Genomic DNA, 21,335 nt, shown 5'->3' with positions numbered 1-21,335 from the left:
TGTGCCCCCGTTCGCCCCTTGAACCACCCCACCCCTGCCATCGTCACCCAGCGCGCGGCGCGGCGACTGCCACGCGTGGCCCTGCTGCTGCTGTGCGCAGCCTATGTGCTGCCGGGTCACTTCGGTCGCGACCCCTGGCGCAATGCAGACGTCACGGCCTATGGCTACATGCACGGGCTGGCCCGTGGGGGTGACTGGTGGCACCCTCTCATCGCCGGAGTGCCCTCGGACGGTGGCTTGCTACCTTATTGGCTCGGTGCACTCTTCATCCAGGCGCTGGGCGGCTGGTTGGGCCCGGAGCTGGCCGCGCGGGTGCCCTTTGCGCTGCTGCTGGCGGCCTCACTGGCTCTCACCTGGTACAGCTGCTATCACCTCGCGCGCACTGAGGCGGCCCAGCCGGTGGCGTTTGCGTTTGGCGGTGAGGCCCATCCGGTGGACTATGCACGCGCCGTGGCCGACGGTGCCGTGCTCGCCCTGCTGGCCTGCCTGGGCCTGCTGCAACTGGGCCACGAGATCACTCCCGAACTGGTGCAACTCGCCGGTGCCAGCCTGGCCCTGTATGCCGTCTCTGCCAGCACCTATCGGGGCTGGCAGCCGCGCGTGGCCATGCTCGCCGCCCTGCCGCTGATGGCCGGCAGCGGCGCTGCCAGCATCGCCCTCGCCCTGGGCATGGCAGGGGGGGTCGTCTGCCTGCGGTCCCACTACGACAGCACGCGGGCGTTTGCGCCCTGGATCCTCGCCTCCGCCGTGCTGGCAGTCCTGCTGGCCACCGCCCTGGGCACCTGGCGCTGGCATGTGCTGGACTGGCCCTCGCCTGCCCAGGTGGCGCGCCTGCTGCTGTGGTTCACGTGGCCCGCCTGGCTGCTGGCCGGCTGGACCCTGTGGCGCTGGCGCCATCACCTGCTGCACCGCCACATCGCCTGGCCCCTGGCCGCAGCAGGCATCGCGGTGGTCGGCTGCGTGGCGATGAACGGCTCCGACCGCGCGTTGCTGCTGGGGCTGCCCGCCCTGGCCGTGCTGTCGGCCTTCGCCCTGCCCACCCTGCGCCGCCCCATGGCGTCGGCCATCGACTGGTTCTCGGTGTGCTTCTTCACCGCCATCGCGCTCTTCGTGTGGGTGATGTACGCGGCGATGCACACCGGCCTGCCGGCCAAACCAGCCGCGAACATCGCCAAACTGGCGCCAGGTTTCGAGGCCCAGTTCTCTTGGCTGGCATTCGGTCTTGGCCTGGCGGCCACCCTGGCCTGGGGCTGGCTGGTGCGCTGGCGCACCGGTCGCCATCGCGAGGCGCTTTGGCGCAGTCTGGTGCTCCCTGCGGGGGGAGTGACACTGATCTGGCTGCTGATGCTCACGCTGTGGCTGCCCCTGCTGAACTACGCCCGCAGTGACCGCCCCCTGGTGGAACGGCTCGCCCAGCATCTGCCCGCCGGCGCTTGCGTGCGGGCCAGCGGTCTGCCCCGCCACCAGTTGGCCGCCCTGGAGGCCTTGGGGGGCTTCACGCTGCATCAAGGGCTGGGCGACCCCGGCAAGCCCTCGTGCGACCATCTGCTGCTGATCGGGACCCGCAACACGCCACCTCAGCCCCCGCAAGGCTGGGTTCAGATCGCCGCCGAGCGTCGCCCCACCGACCGCCAGGAACAGACCTACGTCTTCCGGCGTGACCCGGCAACGTCTGCCACCGAGGCGCGCTGATGGCCCATTGGCGGTCCATCGCCCGCGACGCGGGCTCCATCCTGCTGGGCCAGCTCGCCACCATCGGTTTCGGCGTGGTCGATACGCTGATGGCAGGCCGAGCCTCCCCCGAGGATCTGGCCGCGCTGTCGATCGGTGCGGCCATCTATATCTGCGTCTTCATCGGCCTGACCGGTGTGGTCCAGGCCCTCATTCCCCTGGTCGGTCACCACCGCGGCAGCAATGCCCCCGCCGAGGTCGGCCAGGTCTTCCAGCAAGGGGTCTGGCTGGCGGCCTTCCTGTCGCTGCCTGGGATGGCACTGCTGTTCTTCCCGGGGCCCCTGCTGGCCCTGACCGACGTGGCCCCGGAGGTGGCCCAGCGCACCCGCGACTACCTGCACTGGCTGGGATGGGGCTTGCCGCTGGCGCTGCTGTTTCGCTGCTACAGCGGCCTCAACCAGGGCATTTCGCGGCCCCTGCTCGTGACAGTACTGCAACTCGGCGGACTGGCGCTGAAGGTGCCGCTGAACGCCTGGTTCGTCTTTGGCGGCGCCGGGCTGCCAGCGTTTGGCGCCCCGGGATGTGCCGTGGCCACGGTAATCGTGCTGGCCTTGCAGCTGGCCGTGGGTGGGGCCCTGCTCGCGCGGCATCCGCTTTACCGCCCTTTCGCCCTGTGGAGCGGATGGACCGCCCCCCGCTGGGCCGACCAGAAGGAGCTGCTGCGCCTGGGACTGCCCGCCGGAGCCAGCTACTTCGTGGAGGTGACGGCCTTCGCGCTGATGGCGGTGTTCATTTCACATTTCGGCACCACGGCGCTGGCCGGTCACCAGGTGGTGGCCAACCTGGCCTCGGTGGCCTACATGCTGCCGCTGTCGATCGCCGTGGCCACCGGTGCACGGGTGGCGCAGTTGCGTGGGGCCGGGCATCCGCGAGAGGCGTTCCAGGCCGGCTGGCACGGCATCCGCCTGGCGGCCGGCCTGTCCGTTGCCCTGGGTCTCGTGCTGTGGCTGCTGCGCAGCGCCATCGTCGGCTTCTACAGCCCCGATCCGGCCGTGCGCGCCGTGGCGCTGCAGCTCTTCCTTTTCATTGCCGTGTACCAGATCTTCGATGCGAGCCAGATCACCACGGCCTTCGCGCTGCGCTCCTTCCGCATCGCCCTGGCACCAGCCCTGGCCTATGTCGTGTCGCTGTGGGGCATCGGCCTGGCGGGAGGCTGGCTCCTGGGCTTCAACGTCACGGGCGGTGTGCCCGAGGCCCTGCAGGGGGCGCGGGGCTTCTGGGCCGCCAACCTGGCTGCGCTGGCGCTGGTGGCCAGCTTGCTGGCCCTGATGTATCGCCGCGTGGGGCGTACGCTCAGCCCGGCGTGACCGGTGCCTCGGGGGTGGGAGTGGCCGCACGGCTGCCGCCCAGCTCCCCCGGGCTCACGCGCAGAGCCGGCAGCACCAGCCTGAACTGAGACCCTTTGCCCGGTTCACTCTGGACATCGAGCTCGCCACCGTGGCGCTGCATCACATGCTTCACGATTGACAGACCGAGGCCCGTGCCCCCCGTCTCGCGCGACCGGCTGCCGTCCACGCGGTAGAAGCGCTCGGGCAGGCGAGGCAGATGTTCCTTCTCGATCCCGATGCCGGTGTCCTTCACCAGGAACTCGCCGCTCCCATCGGGCCGCACGCGCCAGCACACATCGATGCGCCCCCCTTCGGGCGTGTAGCGGATGGCGTTGCTCACCAGGTTGCTCAGTGCGCTGAAGTACTCGCTTTCCACACCCGCCAGACGCGCGGGTCGCTCCATCTGGAAGACGATCTCATGCCGGCCCTTGGACAGGGTCTGCGCATCCTGTTCCATCTGCAACATCAGCTTCGACACGTCGCACCACACGTCGGTGGGTGGACGCGGCCCCCCCTCCAGGCGCGCCAGCGTCAGCAGGTCGCTGACCAGGGTCTGCATGCGCTCGGTCTGCTGCGCCATCAGCATGAGCACCCGCTTGCGCTCGACCTCGGTCAGGGGCAGGTTGGTCAGGGTTTCGATGAAACCGGCCAGCACGGTCAGCGGTGTGCGGATCTCGTGCGAGACATTGGCCACGAAGTCGCGTCGCATGAGGTCGGACCGCTCGCGCTCGGTGATGTCCTGAGAGAGCACCAGGCGCATGCCTTCGCCATACTCACGCACATTGACCGACAGCGTCACGCCACCGCGTGCCCCCGCAAATGTCACCGGCGCGGCAAACTGACCCGCCTGGAGGTAGCTCACGAAGGCGGGCGCCCGCACCAGGTTGGTCACCCGCTGATGAAGGTCACGCTGCGGATCGAGCCCGAAGTGCTCGGCCGCCACCCGGTTGCACCATTCGATATGGTCCTCGGGGTCGAGCATCATCACGCCATTGGGAGAGGCCTCGATGGCCGACAGGAACTGCGTCAGCCTCATCTTCTCCTGTGAGGCCTGTTGTTCTCGCAGACGCAAGGAGCGTTCGACCCGATAGCCCACCTCCCCCCACAACCCTGCGTCGCGAGGCGCAGGTGTGTGCTGCGCGCCCCTCAGCCACGCGAGCAGTCGATGGCCGCGCAGGGTGTCCAGCAGGATCAGCAGGGCCGCGGCCAGGGCCGCCCCAAGCAAGCCGAGCGCCGCCGGAGAATCGACGGTCAGCCCTGCCAGATAGCCCAGCAGGGCACCGGACATCACCAGCGCCACGCCGGCCAGTGCCCGGGGAAATAGCCAGTTCATGAAAATGGGCGCGTCACGCCGTGGTGGGCTGCGTCTGCGTCAGCCGATACCCCGCCCCGCGGACGGTCTCGATCATCTGGGAGCACTGCACCGGTGCCAGCGCCTCGCGCAGCCGCTTCACATGGACATCCACCGTGCGCTCCTCGATGAAGACGTGGTCGCCCCAGACACGGTCGAGCAGCTGGGCCCGACTGTGCACGCGCTCGGGGTGCGTCATGAAGAAGTGCAGCAGGCGGAACTCCGTTGGACCCACCTTCACCTCCTGCTGCCCCTTTGACACACGCCGCGTGCCTGGATCGAGGCGCAATCCGCCCACTTCCACCGCACTGTCCAGCGCCTCGGGGGCCTTGCGACGCAGCACGGCGCGGATACGCGCCATCAGCTCATTGGTGGAAAACGGCTTGGTCAGGTAGTCATCGGCGCCAGCATCCAGGCCCGCCACCCGGTCGGGCTCGTCCCCTCGGGCGGTCAGCATGATGATGGGGACGTCCTTGGTCCTCGCCTCACCGCGCCAGCGCTTGGCCAAGCTCAGGCCGCTGTGGCCCGGCAGCATCCAGTCCAGCAGGATCAGGTCGGGGAGCACACGGTCCACCTCGGCGACGGCCTGGGTGGAATCGACCGCCACCGTCACCTCATAGCCCGCGTGACGCAGGTTCAGCGAGATCAGCTCCGCGATCGCACTCTCGTCCTCGACCACCAGCACTCGACTCATGGACCCTCCCCTTCTTCAGCGCACGGCCGATTCGACACTTTCCATCGGCACGTGGCGCACGTCCGTGCCCTTGACGATGTAGATGATCTGCTCGGCCAGGTTCTTGGCGTGGTCGCCGACCCGCTCGATGGCCTTGGCCACGAACACCAGGTCGATGCTCGCCGAGATGGTGCGCGGGTCTTCCATCATGTAGGTGATGAGCTTGCGCATCAGGCCATCGAATTCCTGGTCGATCTGGTTGTCCTGCTTGATGACTTCCAGGGCCTGGTTCACATCCAGGCGCGCGAATGCATCGAGCGTCTTGCGCAACTGAGCCGTGGCCAGAGACGCTTCGAAGGACACGTCACTCACCGGCAGGCGCAGGCGGCTGAACACGCCCGTGTTGATCAGGCGCTGCACGGTGCGGGCAATGCGGGCGGCCTCGTCACCCACACGCTCCAGGTTGCCGATGGTCTTCGAGATGGCGATCAGCAGCCGCAAGTCGCGTGCCGTGGGCTGGCGTCGGGCGATGATCGTGGACAGATCACGATCGATCTCCACTTCCATCTGGTTCACTCGCTCCTCCAGGGACAAAACCTGGGTGGCCGTGTCACCACTGAAGTTGGCCAAGGCATACACGGCCTGGGCCACCTGCGACTCCACCAGGCCGCCCATCTCCAGGACCCGGGTCGAGATGCCCGAAAGTTCGGCGTCAAACTGGGTGGACAGATGCTTTTCAGTCATGGTGTGCTCCGTCGGGTTCGGCTCAGCCGAAGCGGCCGGTGATGTAGTCCTCGGTGTCCTTCTGCTTCGGCTTCATGAAGATCTCCGAAGTGGCCCCGAATTCGATGAGATCGCCCAGGTACATGTAGGCGGTGTAGTCTGAGCAGCGGGCTGCCTGCTGCATGTTGTGGGTCACGATCATCACCGTGTAGTCATTCTTGAGCTCATGGATGAGCTCCTCGATCTTGCCGGTGGAGATAGGGTCCAGCGCCGAGCAGGGCTCGTCAAGCAGCAACACCTCCGGCTTGATGGCGATCCCACGGGCGATGCATAGACGCTGCTGCTGGCCACCGGACAGGCCCGAACCGCTTTGCTCCAGTTTGTCCTTGACTTCATTCCACAGCGCGGCCTTCTTGAGCGCCCACTCCACGCGTTCATCCATCTCCACCCGGGGCAGGTTCTCGAACAAACGCACGCCAAAGGCAATGTTGTCGTAGATCGACATCGGAAAAGGCGTGGGTTTCTGGAACACCATGCCGATCTTGGCCCGGATCAGCGAGACGTCCAGCTTGGACTTCAGGATGTCCTCCCCGTCCAGCAGGATCTGCCCTTCCGCACGCTGTTCGGGATAGAGCTCGAACATGCGATTGAAGGTGCGCAGCAAAGTGGACTTGCCGCAGCCCGAGGGCCCGATGAACGCCGTCACCTTCTTCTCGGGAATCTCGAGGTTGATGTTCTTCAGCGCATGGAACTTGCCGTAATAAAAGTTCAGGTTGCGCACCGAGAGCTTGATCTTCTCGGTCACGGGCACATCGACTTTCGCGTCCATGGGGAGCCTCTCGGTTTCAGTGTTTGTTGCGGAAGAGCACGCGCGCCAGGATGTTCAGCGCAAGCACACCCAGCGTGATGAGGAAGACGCCCGTCCACGCCAGCTTCTGCCAGTTCTCGTAGGGGCTCATCGCAAACTTGAAGATCGTCACGGGCAGGCTCGCCATCGGCTGCGTGAGGTCCGACGTCCAGAACTGGTTCGACAGTGCGGTGAAGAGCAGCGGCGCCGTCTCGCCTGCGATGCGGGCCAGCGCGAGCAGCACCCCCGTGATCACGCCCGCACGGGAGGCCTTGAGCGTGACGCTCATGATGACCTTCCACTTCGGCGTACCCAGGGCATACGCCGCTTCACGCAGCGAGTTGGGGATCAGCACAAGCATGTTCTCGGTGGTGCGGATCACCACGGGGATCACGATCAGCGCCAGCGCCAGGATGCCCGCGATCGCCGAGAACGACTTCACCTGGGCCACCACCACCGCATAGATGAACAGGCCGATGACGATCGATGGCGCCGAGAGCAGGATGTCGTTGATGAACCGGGTGACGGCTCCCAGCCAGCCGCGCTGGCCGTACTCGGCCAGATAGATGCCCGCCAGCACGCCGACGGGCGTGCCCAGGGCCGTGGCCAGGGACACCATGACGATGGAGCCGAAGATGGCATTGGCCAGCCCCCCGGTCTGCGCGAGCGGCGGCGGCGTCATCTCAGTGAACACCGACAGCGCCAGGCCGCCGATGCCCAGCCGGACGGTCTCGAACAGGATCCAGATCAGCCAGACCAGGCCGAAGGCCATCGCGGCGAGTGACAGCGTCAGCGCGATGGCGTTGACCATCTTGCGCCGGCGGTGCATGGCCAGACGGCCGGCATCGAAGCTTGCCAGACTCATGAACGCACTCCTTCACCCTTCTTCAGCTGCATCAGCAGGACTTTCGACAGCGCCAGCACGACGAAGGTGATGAAGAACAGCACCAGACCCAGGTAGATGAGCGAGGCCTGGTGCAGGCCCTCGGAGGCCTCCGCAAACTCGTTGGCCAGGGCCGAGGTGATGCTGTTGGCTGCCTCGAACAGAGACAGCGAGCTGAGCTGGTTGAAGTTGCCGATCACGAAGGTGACCGCCATGGTCTCGCCCAGCGCCCGCCCGAGGCCGAGCATGATGCCGCCGATCACACCCGTCTTGGTGTAAGGCAGCACCACCTTCCAGACCACCTCCCAGGTCGTCGATCCCAGGCCATAGGCCGATTCCTTCAGCAGCGCCGGGGTGACCTCGAACACATCGCGCATCACTGCCGCAATGAACGGAATGATCATGATGGCCAGGATGATCCCGGCCGACAGGATGCCGATGCCCACCGGCGGACCGGAGAACAGCGCCCCCAGATAGGGCACGTCACCAAAGGCCCCCTGCAAGGGCTGCTGCACGTAGGTAGCCAGGATGGGGCCAAAGACCAGCAGGCCCCACATGCCGTAAACGATGGAAGGCACCGCCGCCAGCAATTCGATGGCCGTGCCCAGGGGGCGCTTCAGCCACTTCGGCGACAGCTCGGTCAGGAACAGCGCGATGCCGAAGCTCACCGGCACAGCGATGACCAGCGCGATGAAGGAGGTCATCAGCGTGCCGTAGATCATCACCAGGCCGCCGAAGTTCTCCTCGACCGGGTCCCACTCGCTGCGCCAGAGGAAGCTGATGCCGTACTTTTCGATCGCCGGCGCGGCACCGATGATGAGCGAGACGATGATGCCGGCCAGCAGACCGAGGGTGGTGATCGCCGCGCCGTGCGTCAGGACGGAAAACACCTTGTCCACCCAGGGAGAGGTGCGTCGCACCGGCGGAGGTTCGCCCGCGGGATGGGTCTTGTCCATCTTCTTGGTCTGATCGTAGGGGGAAGCGGGAAGTGTAGCGGCCACGGGTCCTCCGGCTCTCGCGCAAAGGGGGCCCACTGGCCCCCGTCGAAACGTCGATCTTCACGACGCCGCCGGCATCGGGCCCCGGCGCCGTGGAGTTGCATCAGCTCAGTTGGCGAACACGGCCTTGCCGGAGGCGTCCTTCAGCTCGGCGGCCCACTGCTTGCGCACCAGGTTCTTGACCGACTCGGGCAGCGCCACGTACTCGAGCTCCGAGGCCATGGCATCGCCGTTTCTGTAGGCCCAGTCGAAGAACTTCAGAGCATTGACCGCCTGCTGAGGCTTGTCCTGCACTTTGTGCATCAGGATGAAGGTGGCACCGGTGATGGGCCATGTGTCCTTGCCGGGCTGCTCCGTCAGAATCTGGTAGAAGCTCTTGTCCCACTGGGCTCCAGCAGCCGCCGCCTTGAAGTTGGCCTCGTCCGGCGCCACGTACACGCCATCCTTGTTGCGCATCAGGACATGCGACATCTTGTTCTGCTTGGCGTAGGCATATTCGACGTAGCCAATCGAGTTGGGCAGACGCTGCACGAAAGCCGACACACCTTCATTGCCTTTGCCACCGGCACCCGTCGGCCAGTTCACGGCCGTGCCTTCACCCACGCGGGTCTTCCACTCTTCATTCACTTTCGAGAGGTAGTTGGTGAAGATGAAGGTGGTGCCCGAACCGTCAGCACGGCGCACCACGGCGATCTGGGTGTCAGGCAGCGGCACCCCCGGGTTCAGCGAGGTGAGCGCCGGATCATTCCAGCGGGTGATCTTGCCCAGGTAAATATCGCCCAGAACCTGGCCCGTCATGCGGATCTGGCCCGGCTGGATACCACGGATGTTCACCACCGGCACCACGCCACCGATCACGGTGGGGAACTGGATCATGCCGTTCTTCGCAAGGTCTTCGTCCTTGAGCGGCATGTCCGAAGCGCCGAAGTCCACCGTCTTGGCCGTGATCTGCCGGATACCAGCCCCCGAACCGACCGACTGGTAGTTGATGCGTGCGCCGGTGGCCTTGTTGTAGGCGTCGGCCCACTTCGCGTAGATCGGCGCCGGGAAGGTGGCGCCCGCGCCGGTCACGTCCTGGGCATGCGCCACGGTGGCCACGCTCACCAGGGCCGTCACGGCCAGGGCAGATCGGAACAGGGAGAACTTCATGAAAGCACCTTTCAGCAAGGGTTTGAAGGGAGACCGCAGCCTCGGGAATGCGCCGCACTGTAGGCGGGCTTTGTGACATCACCGTGACATGCATGTCACAAGCCTCACCCGCTTCGCACACGCAGCCCACTGTCACCGAAAGGTCACGGGACCGTCACAAAGCCGGCCTAAGCTCCCCGGCGCTGTCGGCCCCACAGGGGCTGGGCACACAACCTCTTAGGAGATTCCATGAAAAAACGTACCTGGTTGCTGGCCGCCAGCGCCCTGTCCCTGGCGGTGATCACGGGCTGCGCCACCTCGCCGGCGCCCAAAACCATCGCCGACACTGCAGCAGCCACGCCGCAGCTGTCCACCCTGAACAAGCTGATCAACGACGCCGGCCTCGCCGACACCCTGCGCGGCCCGGGCCCCTTCACCGTGTTTGCGCCGACCAACGAAGCCTTCCAGGCCTTGCCCAAGGCGACGCTCGACGCTCTGGCCAAGGACAAGGATCAACTGGCCGCCGTGCTGCGCTACCACGTCGTGCCGGGCAAGGTGATGGCCGCCGATGTCAAGACCGGCAAGGCCAAGACGGTGCAAGGCGCCGAACTGAACCTGTCCAAGGCGGGCACCTACGTGACCGTCGAGGAGGCCATGGTGGTCCAGGCCGACGTGAGCGCCACGAACGGCGTCGTGCACGTGATCGACCGTGTGCTGATCCCGCCGCGCCGTTGACACCAGAGGACGGCCCTCTCGAGGCGCGTCCCTCCTCCGGACCCCGGCCAGCCGCTCAGCTGCCGGGGTGCTCCCGTTCCACGCCAAGCAGCTCATCCACATGCGCCAGGGCGCCGGGGTCTTTCAGCACCGTCTGCAGCCACTGATGCAGCGGCATGTTGCCCCAACGCGCAGCCTTGTCGGCCAGGTAAGCGACGGGACTGTGAGGTTCGGTCCGTCGGAAGAACGCCGCCACCTCGCGCAACTGCTGCAGGGCCTGCTCCCGGCTGTGCAGCCCATGCGCAGCAGGCGCCGCAGCCTTGGGCGGGGCAGCCGTCGCAACAGCCTCCTCGACCTTCTCCTGCTCAGCGGTCTCGCCGTGGAGCCCCACGCTGCGGCACAGACGCGTCATGTCGTCTGCCGCGGCGTCCAAAGCCTCGCGGGCAGCCGCAAAGCTGGGGCCTTCGTCGCCCAGCTGGGCGTCGCAGATCCGCTGCAGCACCTCGAGTTGCTCCAGACAGCGACGTATCGACGACACCGCACCCAGAAGTTGCTCTGCGGGCGTCTCGCGCACTGCGCGCTGCACCTGCTCCAGCGTCAGACGCCCCTCGGCCGCTTGGGATGCCTCTTCGGGGCGCCGCTCCATCTGCTGCTGAAGCTGGCGCGCTGCGGCCAAGTCTCGCAGCGTGTGACGGGCCGCATTGATTGGCAAGGATGCCGACAGCGCCACCACCCGGTTGAGCAACCACGCCAGGTTGCCGATGCGCTGGGACGCATCACCGTCTTCAGGCAAGGGGTGAAGGTGTTCCCAGTGCAACTCACACATCGACGCACACAGCGCCAGCCCGTCCGCCAAGCCGGCATAGCCGCGCTGCATGGCGGCCGCCTCGGTCCACCACATCGCCAGCCTGAGATCCTTGCTGCGCTCGCGCAGCAACTGCGCGCACAGCGCCTCGACGCCCGGCCAGTCGGCCACCTTCAAGGTGGTGACCCAGGCCCCCTGATCGAGGCTGGGATCATCCTCACGTCGCATCTCCCGGATGGCGTCGAAGTGCCCAGAAAACGAAAGATCGTCGCCACAAGGATGGGTCTCAGACAGGGGGGCGAGCAAGGAGGCGTCCATGCGCAGGGTCAGGGGTTGTTCCACAGAGACGCGCAGGATACTGAAGGGCAGCGGCGCAAGACGCTACAAATTGCGTCGGAACCCTCAAGCGCGGGGGCGCGAGGCGAGCTCAGCGCGGCCGAGCCGACAGAGGAAGAGAGAAGGAAGAGGATGGAGGCGGAGGCCGGAATCGAACCGGCGTGGACGGCTTTGCAGGCCGCTGCATAACCACTTTGCTACCCCGCCTTGTGGGGTGGGTCCGGCGGCTTGCGCCGGGCCAGATCATCGGCAACGAATGCTACCAATGAAAAAGGGAAGCTGCCTGGATCGAGGAGATCTGAGAAGCTTCCCTTTCAGCATCTGGAGCGGGAGACGAGTCTCGAACTCGCGACCTCAACCTTGGCAAGGTTGCGCTCTACCAACTGAGCTACTCCCGCATTGCTCCTTGATTCGCCGCCTGTTTTTCAGAACATTCAGCGTTTCGCGGAAGCTCGCATTATATGCCAGATTTTTTCTGTAGTGCAAGCCCTCTTTGGCAGATGCTGACAGATCGGCGTCCTCAGTGGGTGAGCACGTCGGAACTGCCAGCGGCTGGCGCTTCCTTCGCCGTCTCGACCTTCACCGCCTCCTCTTCGGGGAGGGCCTCAGGCTTGGACACCAGCGCCGTCTCGAGCACCTTGTCGATCCATTTCACGGGCACGATTTCGAGCTGATCCTTCACGTTCTCGGGGATCTCCTGCAGGTCCTTGACGTTCTCCTCGGGAATCAGCACCGTCTTGATGCCACCACGGTGAGCTGCCAGCAACTTCTCCTTCAAGCCACCAATGGCCGTCACTTCGCCGCGCAAGGTGATCTCGCCCGTCATGGCAACGTCGGCACGCACCGGGATGCCCGTCAGCGCGGACACCATGGCCGTGGTCATCGCGATGCCAGCGCTCGGGCCATCCTTGGGCGTGGCGCCATCGGGCACGTGGATGTGGATGTCGCGCTTGTCGAACATCTCATCCTTGATGCCCAGGCGCCGCGCACGCGAGCGCACCACCGAACGCGCCGCCTCGACGGACTCCTTCATCACGTCGCCCAGCTGGCCGGTGCGGATGATGTTGCCCTTGCCCGGCATCACCGCCGCCTCGATGGTGAGCAGGTCGCCGCCGACTTCGGTCCAGGCCAAGCCCACGACCTGTCCGACCTGATTTTCCTGCTCGGCACGGCCATACTGGAACTTGCGCACACCGAGGAATTCGTTGAGGTTGTCCTCAGTGACGACGACCTTGCCGTCGTACTTCTTCAGGGCCTGGCCCTTGACCACCTTGCGGCAGATCTTGGAGATCTCGCGTTCGAGCGAGCGAACGCCGGCCTCACGGGTGTAGTAGCGGATGATGCCTCGGATGGCCGATTCGGTCACCTCGAGCTCTTCTTCCTTCACGCCGTTGTTCTTGCACTGCTTGGGTAGCAGATAACGTTGGGCGATGTTGACCTTCTCGTCTTCGGTATACCCCGACAGGCGGATCACTTCCATCCGGTCGAGCAAGGCCGGCGGGATGTTCAGCGAGTTCGAGGTGGCCACGAACATCACGTCGGACAGGTCGAAATCGACCTCGACATAGTGGTCGCTGAAGGTGTGGTTCTGCTCGGGGTCGAGCACCTCCAGCAGCGCCGAGGACGGATCGCCGCGGAAGTCCATGCCCAGCTTGTCGATCTCATCGAGCAGAAACAGCGGGTTGCGCACACCGACCTTGCTCAGACTCTGCAGCACCTTGCCCGGCATGGAGCCGATGTAGGTACGCCGGTGCCCACGGATCTCGGCCTCGTCACGCACGCCCCCCAGGGCCATGCGCACGAACTTGCGGCCCGTGGCGCGCGCCACCGACTGGCCCAGCGAGGTCTTGCCCACGCCCGGAGGCCCCACCAGGCACAGGATGGGGGCCTTGACCTTGTCCACCCGCTGCTGCACTGCGAGGTATTCGAGGATGCGTTCCTTGACCTTCTCCAGGCCGTAGTGATCTTCGTTGAGGACCTCCTCGGCATGTACGAGGTCGTGCTTGACCTTGCTCTTCTTGCTCCAGGGCAGGTTGACCAGGGTGTCGATGTAGTTGCGCACCACGGTCGCTTCGGCCGACATGGGCGACATCAGCTTGAGTTTCTTGAGCTCGCCCTCGGCCTTCTTGCGGGCTTCCTTGCTCATGCGGGCGGCAGCGATCTTCTTCTCGAGTTCTTCGAGGTCAGCACCCTCCTCGCCTTCGCCCAGTTCCTTCTGGATGGCCTTGACCTGCTCGTTCAGGTAGTACTCGCGCTGGCTTTTCTCCATCTGGCGCTTGACGCGGCCGCGGATGCGCTTTTCCACCTGCAGGATGTCGACTTCGTGCTCGAGCTGCTCGAGCAGACGCTCCAGGCGCCTGGACACCGAGAACAGGTCGAGCACCGACTGCTTGTTCTCGAGCTTGAGCGGCAGGTGGGCGGCGATGGTGTCGGCCAGACGACCGGCGTCATCGATGCCTGCGATGGATGTGAGGATCTCGGGCGGGATCTTCTTGTTGAGCTTGACGTACTGGTCGAACTGCTGGGTCACAGCGCGGCGCAGGGCCTCGATCTCGGGAGAGGAGTCGGCCTCCGGGGGCACCGGCCGCACCACGGCGACGAAGTGCTCGCCACTGTCGTCGATCTTGTCGGTGGTGGCGCGTTGCAGACCTTCGACCAGCACCTTCACGGTGCCGTCCGGCAATTTGAGCATCTGCAGGATGCTCGACACACACCCCACCTCGAACATGTCGTCGGCGCGCGGCTCATCCTTGCCGGCGGCTTTCTGGGCCACCAGCATGATCTGGCGGCCCGCCTCCATGGCCGATTCCAGTGCCTTGATGGACTTGGGCCGGCCCACGAACAGCGGGATGACCATGTGGGGGAAGACCACGACGTCACGCAACGGCAGCAGGGGCAGCTCGATGGGATCGGCGGGCAAAACGGGATGTCCAGACATCTCAGACCTCTCTTTCTCAAGCCGGATGTGGGGCTCGAGAGTTCAATTGCAAGACCGGGACCCGTCGGGTGGGTCCCGCTCCTTCAGGCGCTCGCCTTGGCCTGCTCTCGATAGACCAGCAGGGGCTTGGAACCTTCCTCGATGGTGTGCTCATCCACCACCACCTTGGCCACGCCGTCCAGGGCGGGCAGGTCGAACATCGTGTCGATCAGGGCCTGCTCCATGATGGAGCGCAGGCCTCGGGCGCCGGTCTTGCGAGCCAGCGCCTTGCGAGCAATGGAGTTGAGCGCGGATGGCCGGATTTCCAGCTCGACGCCATCCATGGAGAACAGCTTCTGGTACTGCTTCACCAGCGCATTCTTGGGCTCGGTCAGGATCTGCACCAGGGCGTCCTCGGTGAGCTCACCCAGAGTGGCCACCACCGGCAGACGGCCCACCAGTTCGGGAATCAGGCCGAACTTGATGAGATCCTCGGGCTCGACATCACGGAAGACCTCCGACAGCTTGCGCTCGGTCTTGCTCCTCACGCTGGCGCCAAACCCGATGCCAGACTTCTCCGAGCGGTTCTGGATCACCTTTTCCAAGCCATCGAAGGCACCGCCGCAGATGAACAGGATGTTGGTCGTGTCGATCTGCAGGAAGTCCTGGTTCGGGTGCTTGCGCCCACCCTGGGGCGGCACCGAGGCCATCGTGCCTTCGATGAGCTTGAGCAGGGCCTGCTGGACCCCCTCGCCCGACACGTCTCGGGTGATGGAGGGGTTGTCCGCCTTGCGCGAGATCTTGTCGATCTCGTCGATGTAGACGATGCCTCGCTGGGCGCGCTCGACTTCGTAGTTGCAGTTCTGCAGCAGCTTCTGAATGATGTTCTCGACGTCCTCGCCCACGTAGCCGGCTTCGGTCAGGGTCGTGGCATCGGCGATCACGAACGGGACGTTGAGCAGGCGCGCCAGGGTCTGGGCCAGCAGGGTCTTGCCCGAGCCGGTCGGGCCGATGAGCAGGATGTTGCTCTTGGCCAGCTCGACCTCGTCCTTCTTGCCGGCGTGGGCACCCATGTGCTTCAGGCGCTTGTAGTGGTTGTACACGGCCACCGACAGCGTGCGCTTGGCAGCGTCCTGGCCGATCACGTACTGGTCCAGGCTGGCCTTGATTTCCGACGGGGTGGGCAGGTCCGAGCGCGAGGACCGGTTTTCCGGGGTCTCGGCCGGCACTTCGTCACGAATGATGTCGTTGCACAGGTCGATGCACTCGTCGCAGATGAAGACCGACGGCCCGGCAATGAGCTTCTTCACCTCGTGCTGGCTCTTGCCGCAGAAGGAGCAGTACAAGACTTTCTCGCTGGAAGAGCCTTTTTTCTCGGGCATGGTTCGGGACTCGACTGGGGGTGCTTCGTTGGGATGATAAGTCAAAAGAAAACGGGGCCCGGGAGGGTAGAAAGGCCCCGTTTGCTGTCCTGTTTTTCAGACCGACCGCCACGGGCGGCCCACCCGGCGTTCAGCTCTGTTCGCGCCGCTCGAGCACCCGGTCGATCAGGCCGTAGGCCTGGGCGTCCGGGGCACTCATGAAGTAGTCGCGCTCGGTGTCGGCCTGGATCTTCTCCAGGCTCTGACCCGTGCGCTCGGCCAGGATGCGGTTGAGTTGCTCGCGGGTCTTGAGGATCTCGCGCGCATGGATCTCGATGTCGGTGGCCTGTCCCTGGGCGCCCCCCAGAGGCTGGTGGATCATGATCTTGGAATTGGGCAGCGCGAAGCGCTTGCCCTTGGCGCCCGCCGCCAGAAGGAAGGCTCCCATGCTGGCGGCCATGCCCATGCACAGGGTCGACACGTCAGGCTTGATGAACTGCATGGTGTCGAAGATGGACATGCCCGCGCTCACACTGCCCCCCGGGGAGTTGATGTAGAGCGAGATGTCCTTGTCGGGGTTTTCGCTCTCCAGGAACAGCAGCTGGGCGACCACCAGGTTGGCGGTCTGGTCGTTCACCGGCCCCACGAGGAAGACCACCCGCTCGCGCAGCAGGCGGCTGTAGATGTCGTAGGCGCGCTCGCCGCGGCCGGATTGTTCGATGACGATGGGCACCATGCCCAGGTTCTGGATGTCCAGGGAGCTCATGAAGGCGATCCTTGCGAAGCGGAGGATAGGCAGACGACGTTGCAATGCAACGGTGATTATGGCCGCTTGGCCAAGCCCTCGCCGGAGGGCGGCCGGACAATGAAACGGGGCGCCCGCCACCACCGGCGAAGCGCCCCGAGAGTGGCAGGCACCAGACGAGCTCAGGCGCCCATCAGTTCATCGAACGGCAGGGCCTTGTCCACCACCTTGGCGCGGGCCAGCACGAAGTCGGTGACGTTGTTCTCCAGCACCACCGCCTCGACCTCGGCCAAGCGTTGCATGTCACTGTAGTACCAGCGCACCACCTCCTCGGGTTTCTCGTAGCTCTGGGCCATTTCTTCGATGTGGGCCTTGATCTGGTCGGGCTGGGCCTTGAGGTCATTCGTCTTGACCAGCTCGGCCACCACCAGACCCAGACGAACACGGCGCTCGGCCTGGGGCTGGAACATCTCGGCCGGGATCGGCGCCTTGTCCGCATCCTTGACGCCACGGGCCTTGAGGTCAGCGCGGGCCGCTTCGGTCATGCGCTCGACTTCGCCTTGCACCAGAGACTTGGGCACATCGAGCTCCGCCACCTTGAGCAGGGCGTCCATCACAGCGCCCTTGTTGCGGGCCAGCACGCGGAACTTGACCTCGCGCTCGAGGTTCTTCTTGATGTCGGCGCGCAAGGCGTCCACCGAGCCGTCGGCAATGCCCAGTGACTTGGCGAAATCGTCGTTCACCTCGGGCAGTTGCTGTGCCTCCACCTTCTTCAGGGTCACCAGGAAGTCGGCCTCCTTACCGGCCACGTCCTTGCCGTGGTAGTCGTCGGGGAACTTCAGCGGGAAGGTCTTGGACTCTCCGGCCTTCATGCCACGCACGGCCTTCTCGAAGGCTTCGAGCATGCGGCCCTCGCCGAGCAGGAACTGGAAGCCTTCGGCCTTGCCACCCTCGAAGGGGACGCCATCGATCTTGCCCTCGAAGTCGATGGTGACGCGGTCACCGTCGGCGGCTGCCTCGGCGGCGGGTCGCTGATGGAACGTGCGACGCTGCTTGCGCAGGATGTCGACGGTCTTGTCAATGGCCGCCTCGGTGACTTCGGTGGAAACACGCTCCACTTCGGTGCCTGCCAAATCGCCGATCTTGACGTCCGGGTAAACCTCGAAGGTGGCGTCGAACGCCAGTTCGCCCTCGGGAGCGCCTTCCTTTTCGGTGATGCGCGGGGCTCCGGCCACCTTCAGCTGGGCTTCGTTGGCTGCCTTGGCGAAGGCTTCGCCGACCTTGTCGTTCATCACCTCGTACTGGACGGAAAAACCGTAACGCTGGGCGACGATGCTCATGGGCACCTTGCCGGGACGGAAGCCATCGGCCTTCACGGTGCGAGCCAGGCGCTTGAGGCGGGATTCGACCTCGTTCTTGATGACGTCGGCCGACAGCGTCAGCGTGATCTTGCGTTCCAGTTTGTCGAGGGTTTCAACAGTCACGGCCATGGTGATCTCTCTCGTTTGAATGTGGTGCGCGGGGGGGGACTCGAACCCCCACACCATCGCTGGCGTCAGGACCTAAACCTGGTGCGTCTACCAATTTCGCCACCCGCGCAAATCAAAAGGGGAGCGGCCTGCTCCCCTTCAGGTGTTCCTATGGGTGTTCCAGGAAACCAGGGATTTTAACCCGGCGCCACCGCCCCGGGCTCTTTCACCCTGAACCAGGCGGCGTACATCGCCGGCAAAGCCAGCAGGGTCAGCACGGTGGCCACGATGAGGCCGCCCATGATGGCCACAGCCATCGGACCCCAGAAGATGCTGCGCGACAGCGGAATCATCGCAAGCACCGCGGCTGCGGCCGTGAGCAGGATGGGCCGCAGCCGGCGCACCGCTGCCTCCACCACCGCCTGCCAGTCGGGCACGCCCCGGGCGCGATCCTGCTCGATCTGGTCGATCAGGATGACCGAGTTGCGCATGATCATGCCCATGAGCGCGATCACCCCCAGCAGGGCCACGAAGCCGAACGGTCGGTCGAGGATCAGCAGCGCGGCGGCCACCCCGGCGATGCCCAGCGGCGCCGTCAGGAAGACCAGCACCGCGCGGCTGAAGCTGTGCAGTTGCAGCATCAGCAGCGTGAAGGTGATGAAGAGCATGGCGGGCACGCCGGCAGCGATCGAGCCCGTGCCCTTGCTGCTCTCCTCCACCGTTCCGGCCATGTCGATGCGATAGCCGACCGGAAGCTGTGCGCGGATCCTGTCGAGCTCGGGGTTGATCTGAAAGCTCACCGTGGCCGGTTGGAGCCCCTCCACGACATCCCCCTGCACGGTCACGGCGTAGTCGCGGCCCTCGCGCCACAGCACGCCGGGCTCCCAGACGAACTCGGGCCGGGCCACCTGGGTGAGCGGGATGCTGCGGCCGCTGGCGGTGGGCACATAGGCGTTCTGCAGATCGGTCAGCGCCGAGCGTTCTTCGGCCGGTGTGCGCAGAACGATGTCGATGAGCTTGTCGCCGTCGCGGTACTGTCCGATGGTGTTGCCCGTCTGTGCCGTGCGCAGGGCCTGGGCGATGGCCTGGCTGGTCACGCCCAGGGCGCGGGCGCGCGTCTGGTCGATGTCCAGGCGCAGCACCTTCACGGACTCGTTCCAGTTGTCGTTCACGCCGCGCAGGTTGGGATTGGCCAGCATGACGGCTTTGACCTCGTCGGCAATGCGACGAACCTGGGCCGGCTCGGAGCCAATGACCCGAAACTGCACCGGGTAGGGCACCGGGGGGCCGTTGGGAAGCAGCTTGACGCGGCCCCGCACTTCGGGGAACTCCTCGGCCAGCAGGGCCGGGAGCCGGCGGCGCAGCGCCTCACGTGAGGTGATGTCCCTGGGCATCACGATCATCTGGCTGACATTCGACTGAGGGAAGATCTGGTCGAGCACCAGAGCGAAACGCGGCACCCCGCTGCCCACCCAGGTACTGACGCTGGCCACGCCCTCCTCCTTCATCAACCGCGCCTCGACACGTCGCGCCACATCCTCGGTGGCCGCATACGAGGCACCCTCGGGAAGCCAGAGATCGACCAGCACCTCAAGACGGTTCGAGTCCGGAAAGAACTGCTGCTGCACCCGGCCCATGCCCACGACACCGAGCACCAGGGACAGGCCGGTCAGACCGATGGTGATCCAGCGATGACGCACACACCAGTCGACCACGCGCCGGAAGCGGTTGTAGAAAGGCGTGTCGAAGAGTTCGTGAGGCTGGTCGCCGGCATGGGGGCGCGTCCTGAGGAGCACGGTGCCGAGATACGGCACGAAGTACACCGAGACAACCCACGAGATCACCAGCGCCGCGGCCGTGACGGCGAAGATGGCGAAGGTGTACTCGCCGACCGCTGACTTCGCCATGCCAATGGGCAGGAAGCCCACAGCGGTGATCAGCGTGCCGGTGAGCATGGGCATGGCGGTGATTTCATAGGCCGCCGTGGCCGCACGCAGCTTGTCGTAGCCTTCTTCCAGCTTGCGCACCATCATCTCGACCGCGATGATGGCGTCGTCCACCAGCAGACCCAGCGCGATGATGAGCGAACCCAGCGAGATCTTGTGCAGGCCCACGCCCCAATAGAACATGGTCACGAAGGTGATGGCCAGCACGAGCGGGATGGTGATGCCCACCACCATGCCGGGGCGCCAGTCCAGACGCAGCGGCCGGGTGTGCAACCCCAGGCTGATGAAGCTCACCGCGAGCACGATCACGACGGCCTCGATCAGCACCTTGATGAATTCATTGACCGATCGAGACACCACCGTGGACTGATCCTGGAACTGGGTCATCTCGATGCCCACCGGCAGCTCGGCACGGATCTGCTCCACGGCAGTTCGCAATTCCTTCCCGAGGCGAATGATGTCACCGCCCTTGGCCATCGAGACGCCCAGGGCCAGCACCTCCTGCCCCTGGTGGCGCACCTTGACCTGCGGCGGATCGACATAACCGCGGCGCACCTGCGCAATGTCGCCCAGTCGCAGTGTGTTGCCGGCCGCCCGGATGGGGAAGGCGCGCAGTTCCTCCTCGGAGTTGAACTGCCCACCCACGCGCAGCTGCACCTGATCGGTCGGCAGATGCACGACCCCGGCCGATTCGATCGCGTTTTGCTGACCGAGCTGGGCAATGACCTGGCTGAAGTCCAGACCCAGCTGTGCCAGTCGGGCCTGCGAGATCTCGATGTAGATCTTCTCGTCCTGCGCACCAAAGATCTCGACCTTGGCCACATCTGGCACGCGCAACAACTGCTGCCGCACGCGATCGGCGTGCTCCTTCAGTTCGCGCGGGCTGAAGCCGTCGGATGACAAGGCGTAGATCGCGCCGTACACGTCCCCGAATTCGTCGTTGAAGACGGGGCCGATGACGCCCTGCGGCAGGCTGCCGCGCATGTCGTTGACCTTCTTGCGCGTCTGATACCAGATCTCCTGCAGCTGCTCGGGCGGTGAAGAGTCGGCCACCTGGAAGATGATGAGCGTCTCGCCCGGCTTGGAGTAGCTGCGGATGATGTCCGCATACGGCACCTCCTGCAGCGTGCGCTCGATCTTGTCGGTGACCTGATCGGCGATCTGCTGTGCCGTGGCCCCGGGCCAGTAGGCCCGCACCACCATGGCCCGGAAGGCGAACGGCGGATCTTCGTCCTGCCCGAGCTGAAAGTAGGCCGCAAAGCCCAGAACCATCAGCACCACCAGCAGGTAGCGTGTCAGCGCGGAATGCTCGAGCGCCCAGCGCGAGATGTTGAAGCGGCGCTCACCCGAGGCCGGCAGAGGAAGTGAACTCACGGAAGA

Annotated in this window: 16 protein-coding genes and 3 tRNA genes; 3 read left to right on the top strand and 16 right to left on the bottom strand. The window is 65.3% G+C overall.

Features of this window, described 5'->3' with window-relative positions; translation table 11 throughout:
- The first annotated feature begins 18 nt into the window (after positions 1-18).
- Together C1704_RS11330 and C1704_RS11325 are read left to right on the top strand one after the other, a co-directional pair.
- A complete protein-coding gene (locus C1704_RS11330) occupies positions 19-1,692 on the top strand; it encodes a hypothetical protein (protein WP_104302841.1) in 1,674 nt (557 codons plus the stop codon).
- Complete coding sequence (locus C1704_RS11325) at positions 1,692-3,038, top strand: MATE family efflux transporter (protein WP_104302840.1); 1,347 nt, start codon at positions 1,692-1,694, stop codon at positions 3,036-3,038. The genes C1704_RS11330 and C1704_RS11325 overlap by 1 nt, the downstream gene beginning before the upstream one ends.
- Here C1704_RS11325 and phoR read toward each other — a convergent pair.
- From phoR to pstS, 7 genes are all read right to left on the bottom strand, one after another.
- Positions 3,025-4,392 carry a phosphate regulon sensor histidine kinase PhoR gene (phoR, locus tag C1704_RS11320; protein ID WP_104302839.1) on the bottom strand — a complete coding sequence of 456 codons (1,368 nt, stop codon included), beginning with the start codon at positions 4,390-4,392 and terminating at the stop codon, positions 3,025-3,027. The genes C1704_RS11325 and phoR overlap by 14 nt on opposite strands.
- Before the next feature lie 13 nt (positions 4,393-4,405).
- Complete coding sequence (phoB, locus tag C1704_RS11315) at positions 4,406-5,104, bottom strand: phosphate regulon transcriptional regulator PhoB (protein ID WP_104302838.1); 699 nt, start codon at positions 5,102-5,104, stop codon at positions 4,406-4,408.
- 15 nt (positions 5,105-5,119) lie between these two features.
- Entirely contained in the window at positions 5,120-5,827 is a 708-nt protein-coding gene (gene phoU, locus C1704_RS11310) for a phosphate signaling complex protein PhoU (protein WP_104302837.1), read from the bottom strand.
- Between the two features lie 22 nt (positions 5,828-5,849).
- Positions 5,850-6,635, bottom strand: coding sequence for a phosphate ABC transporter ATP-binding protein PstB (pstB, locus tag C1704_RS11305; RefSeq protein ID WP_104302836.1), 786 nt, complete (start codon positions 6,633-6,635; stop codon positions 5,850-5,852).
- Positions 6,636-6,651: 16 nt separating this feature from the next.
- Positions 6,652-7,518: a phosphate ABC transporter permease PstA gene (gene pstA / locus C1704_RS11300; RefSeq protein WP_104302835.1), complete on the bottom strand. Its 867-nt coding sequence runs from the start codon at positions 7,516-7,518 to the stop codon at positions 6,652-6,654.
- Positions 7,515-8,492, bottom strand: a complete 978-nt coding sequence (gene pstC, locus C1704_RS11295) for a phosphate ABC transporter permease PstC (protein WP_104302834.1) — start codon at positions 8,490-8,492, stop codon at positions 7,515-7,517. Before pstC ends, pstA begins: the two co-directional genes overlap by 4 nt.
- A 150-nt stretch (positions 8,493-8,642) precedes the next feature.
- Positions 8,643-9,683 (bottom strand): phosphate ABC transporter substrate-binding protein PstS, encoded by a 1,041-nt coding sequence (pstS, locus tag C1704_RS11290; protein WP_104302833.1) that lies wholly within the window; start codon positions 9,681-9,683, stop codon positions 8,643-8,645.
- A gap of 228 nt (positions 9,684-9,911) precedes the next feature.
- On the opposite strand from pstS, the gene C1704_RS11285 reads away from it, so the two are divergent.
- Positions 9,912-10,397 (top strand): fasciclin domain-containing protein, encoded by a 486-nt coding sequence (locus tag C1704_RS11285; RefSeq protein ID WP_104302832.1) that lies wholly within the window; start codon positions 9,912-9,914, stop codon positions 10,395-10,397.
- Between the two features lie 55 nt (positions 10,398-10,452).
- Here C1704_RS11285 and tssA read toward each other — a convergent pair whose 3' ends face one another.
- From tssA to C1704_RS11240, 9 genes are all read right to left on the bottom strand, one after another.
- Positions 10,453-11,499 (bottom strand): type VI secretion system protein TssA, encoded by a 1,047-nt coding sequence (gene tssA / locus C1704_RS11280; protein ID WP_104302831.1) that lies wholly within the window; start codon positions 11,497-11,499, stop codon positions 10,453-10,455.
- Positions 11,500-11,650: 151 nt separating this feature from the next.
- Positions 11,651-11,724 (bottom strand) — tRNA-Cys (locus C1704_RS11275).
- 115 nt (positions 11,725-11,839) lie between these two features.
- A tRNA-Gly gene (locus C1704_RS11270) sits at positions 11,840-11,915 on the bottom strand.
- 122 nt (positions 11,916-12,037) lie between these two features.
- On the bottom strand, positions 12,038-14,455 hold the full coding sequence (gene lon, locus C1704_RS11265; RefSeq protein WP_104302830.1) for an endopeptidase La: 2,418 nt from the start codon (positions 14,453-14,455) through the stop codon (positions 12,038-12,040).
- 83 nt (positions 14,456-14,538) lie between these two features.
- Complete coding sequence (gene clpX, locus C1704_RS11260) at positions 14,539-15,816, bottom strand: ATP-dependent Clp protease ATP-binding subunit ClpX (protein ID WP_104302829.1); 1,278 nt, start codon at positions 15,814-15,816, stop codon at positions 14,539-14,541.
- Between the two features lie 130 nt (positions 15,817-15,946).
- Positions 15,947-16,561 carry an ATP-dependent Clp endopeptidase proteolytic subunit ClpP gene (gene clpP / locus C1704_RS11255; RefSeq protein ID WP_104302828.1) on the bottom strand — a complete coding sequence of 205 codons (615 nt, stop codon included), beginning with the start codon at positions 16,559-16,561 and terminating at the stop codon, positions 15,947-15,949.
- Between the two features lie 161 nt (positions 16,562-16,722).
- The gene (gene tig / locus C1704_RS11250; RefSeq protein ID WP_104302827.1) at positions 16,723-18,030 is read right to left on the bottom strand and encodes a trigger factor; all 1,308 of its coding nucleotides are present in this window, start codon (positions 18,028-18,030) and stop codon (positions 16,723-16,725) included.
- Between the two features lie 22 nt (positions 18,031-18,052).
- Positions 18,053-18,139 (bottom strand) — tRNA-Leu (locus C1704_RS11245).
- Between the two features lie 67 nt (positions 18,140-18,206).
- A complete protein-coding gene (locus C1704_RS11240; protein ID WP_272867984.1) occupies positions 18,207-21,329 on the bottom strand; it encodes an efflux RND transporter permease subunit in 3,123 nt (1,040 codons plus the stop codon).
- Positions 21,330-21,335: the final 6 nt, after the last annotated feature.

Origin of the sequence: Caldimonas caldifontis, assembly GCF_002930615.1 — a bacterium.
Taxonomy (GTDB): Bacteria; Pseudomonadota; Gammaproteobacteria; order Burkholderiales; family Burkholderiaceae_C; genus Caldimonas; species Caldimonas caldifontis.
Note: the sequence above shows the minus strand (reverse complement) of the source record. Positions and strands in the feature narration are given on the sequence as shown.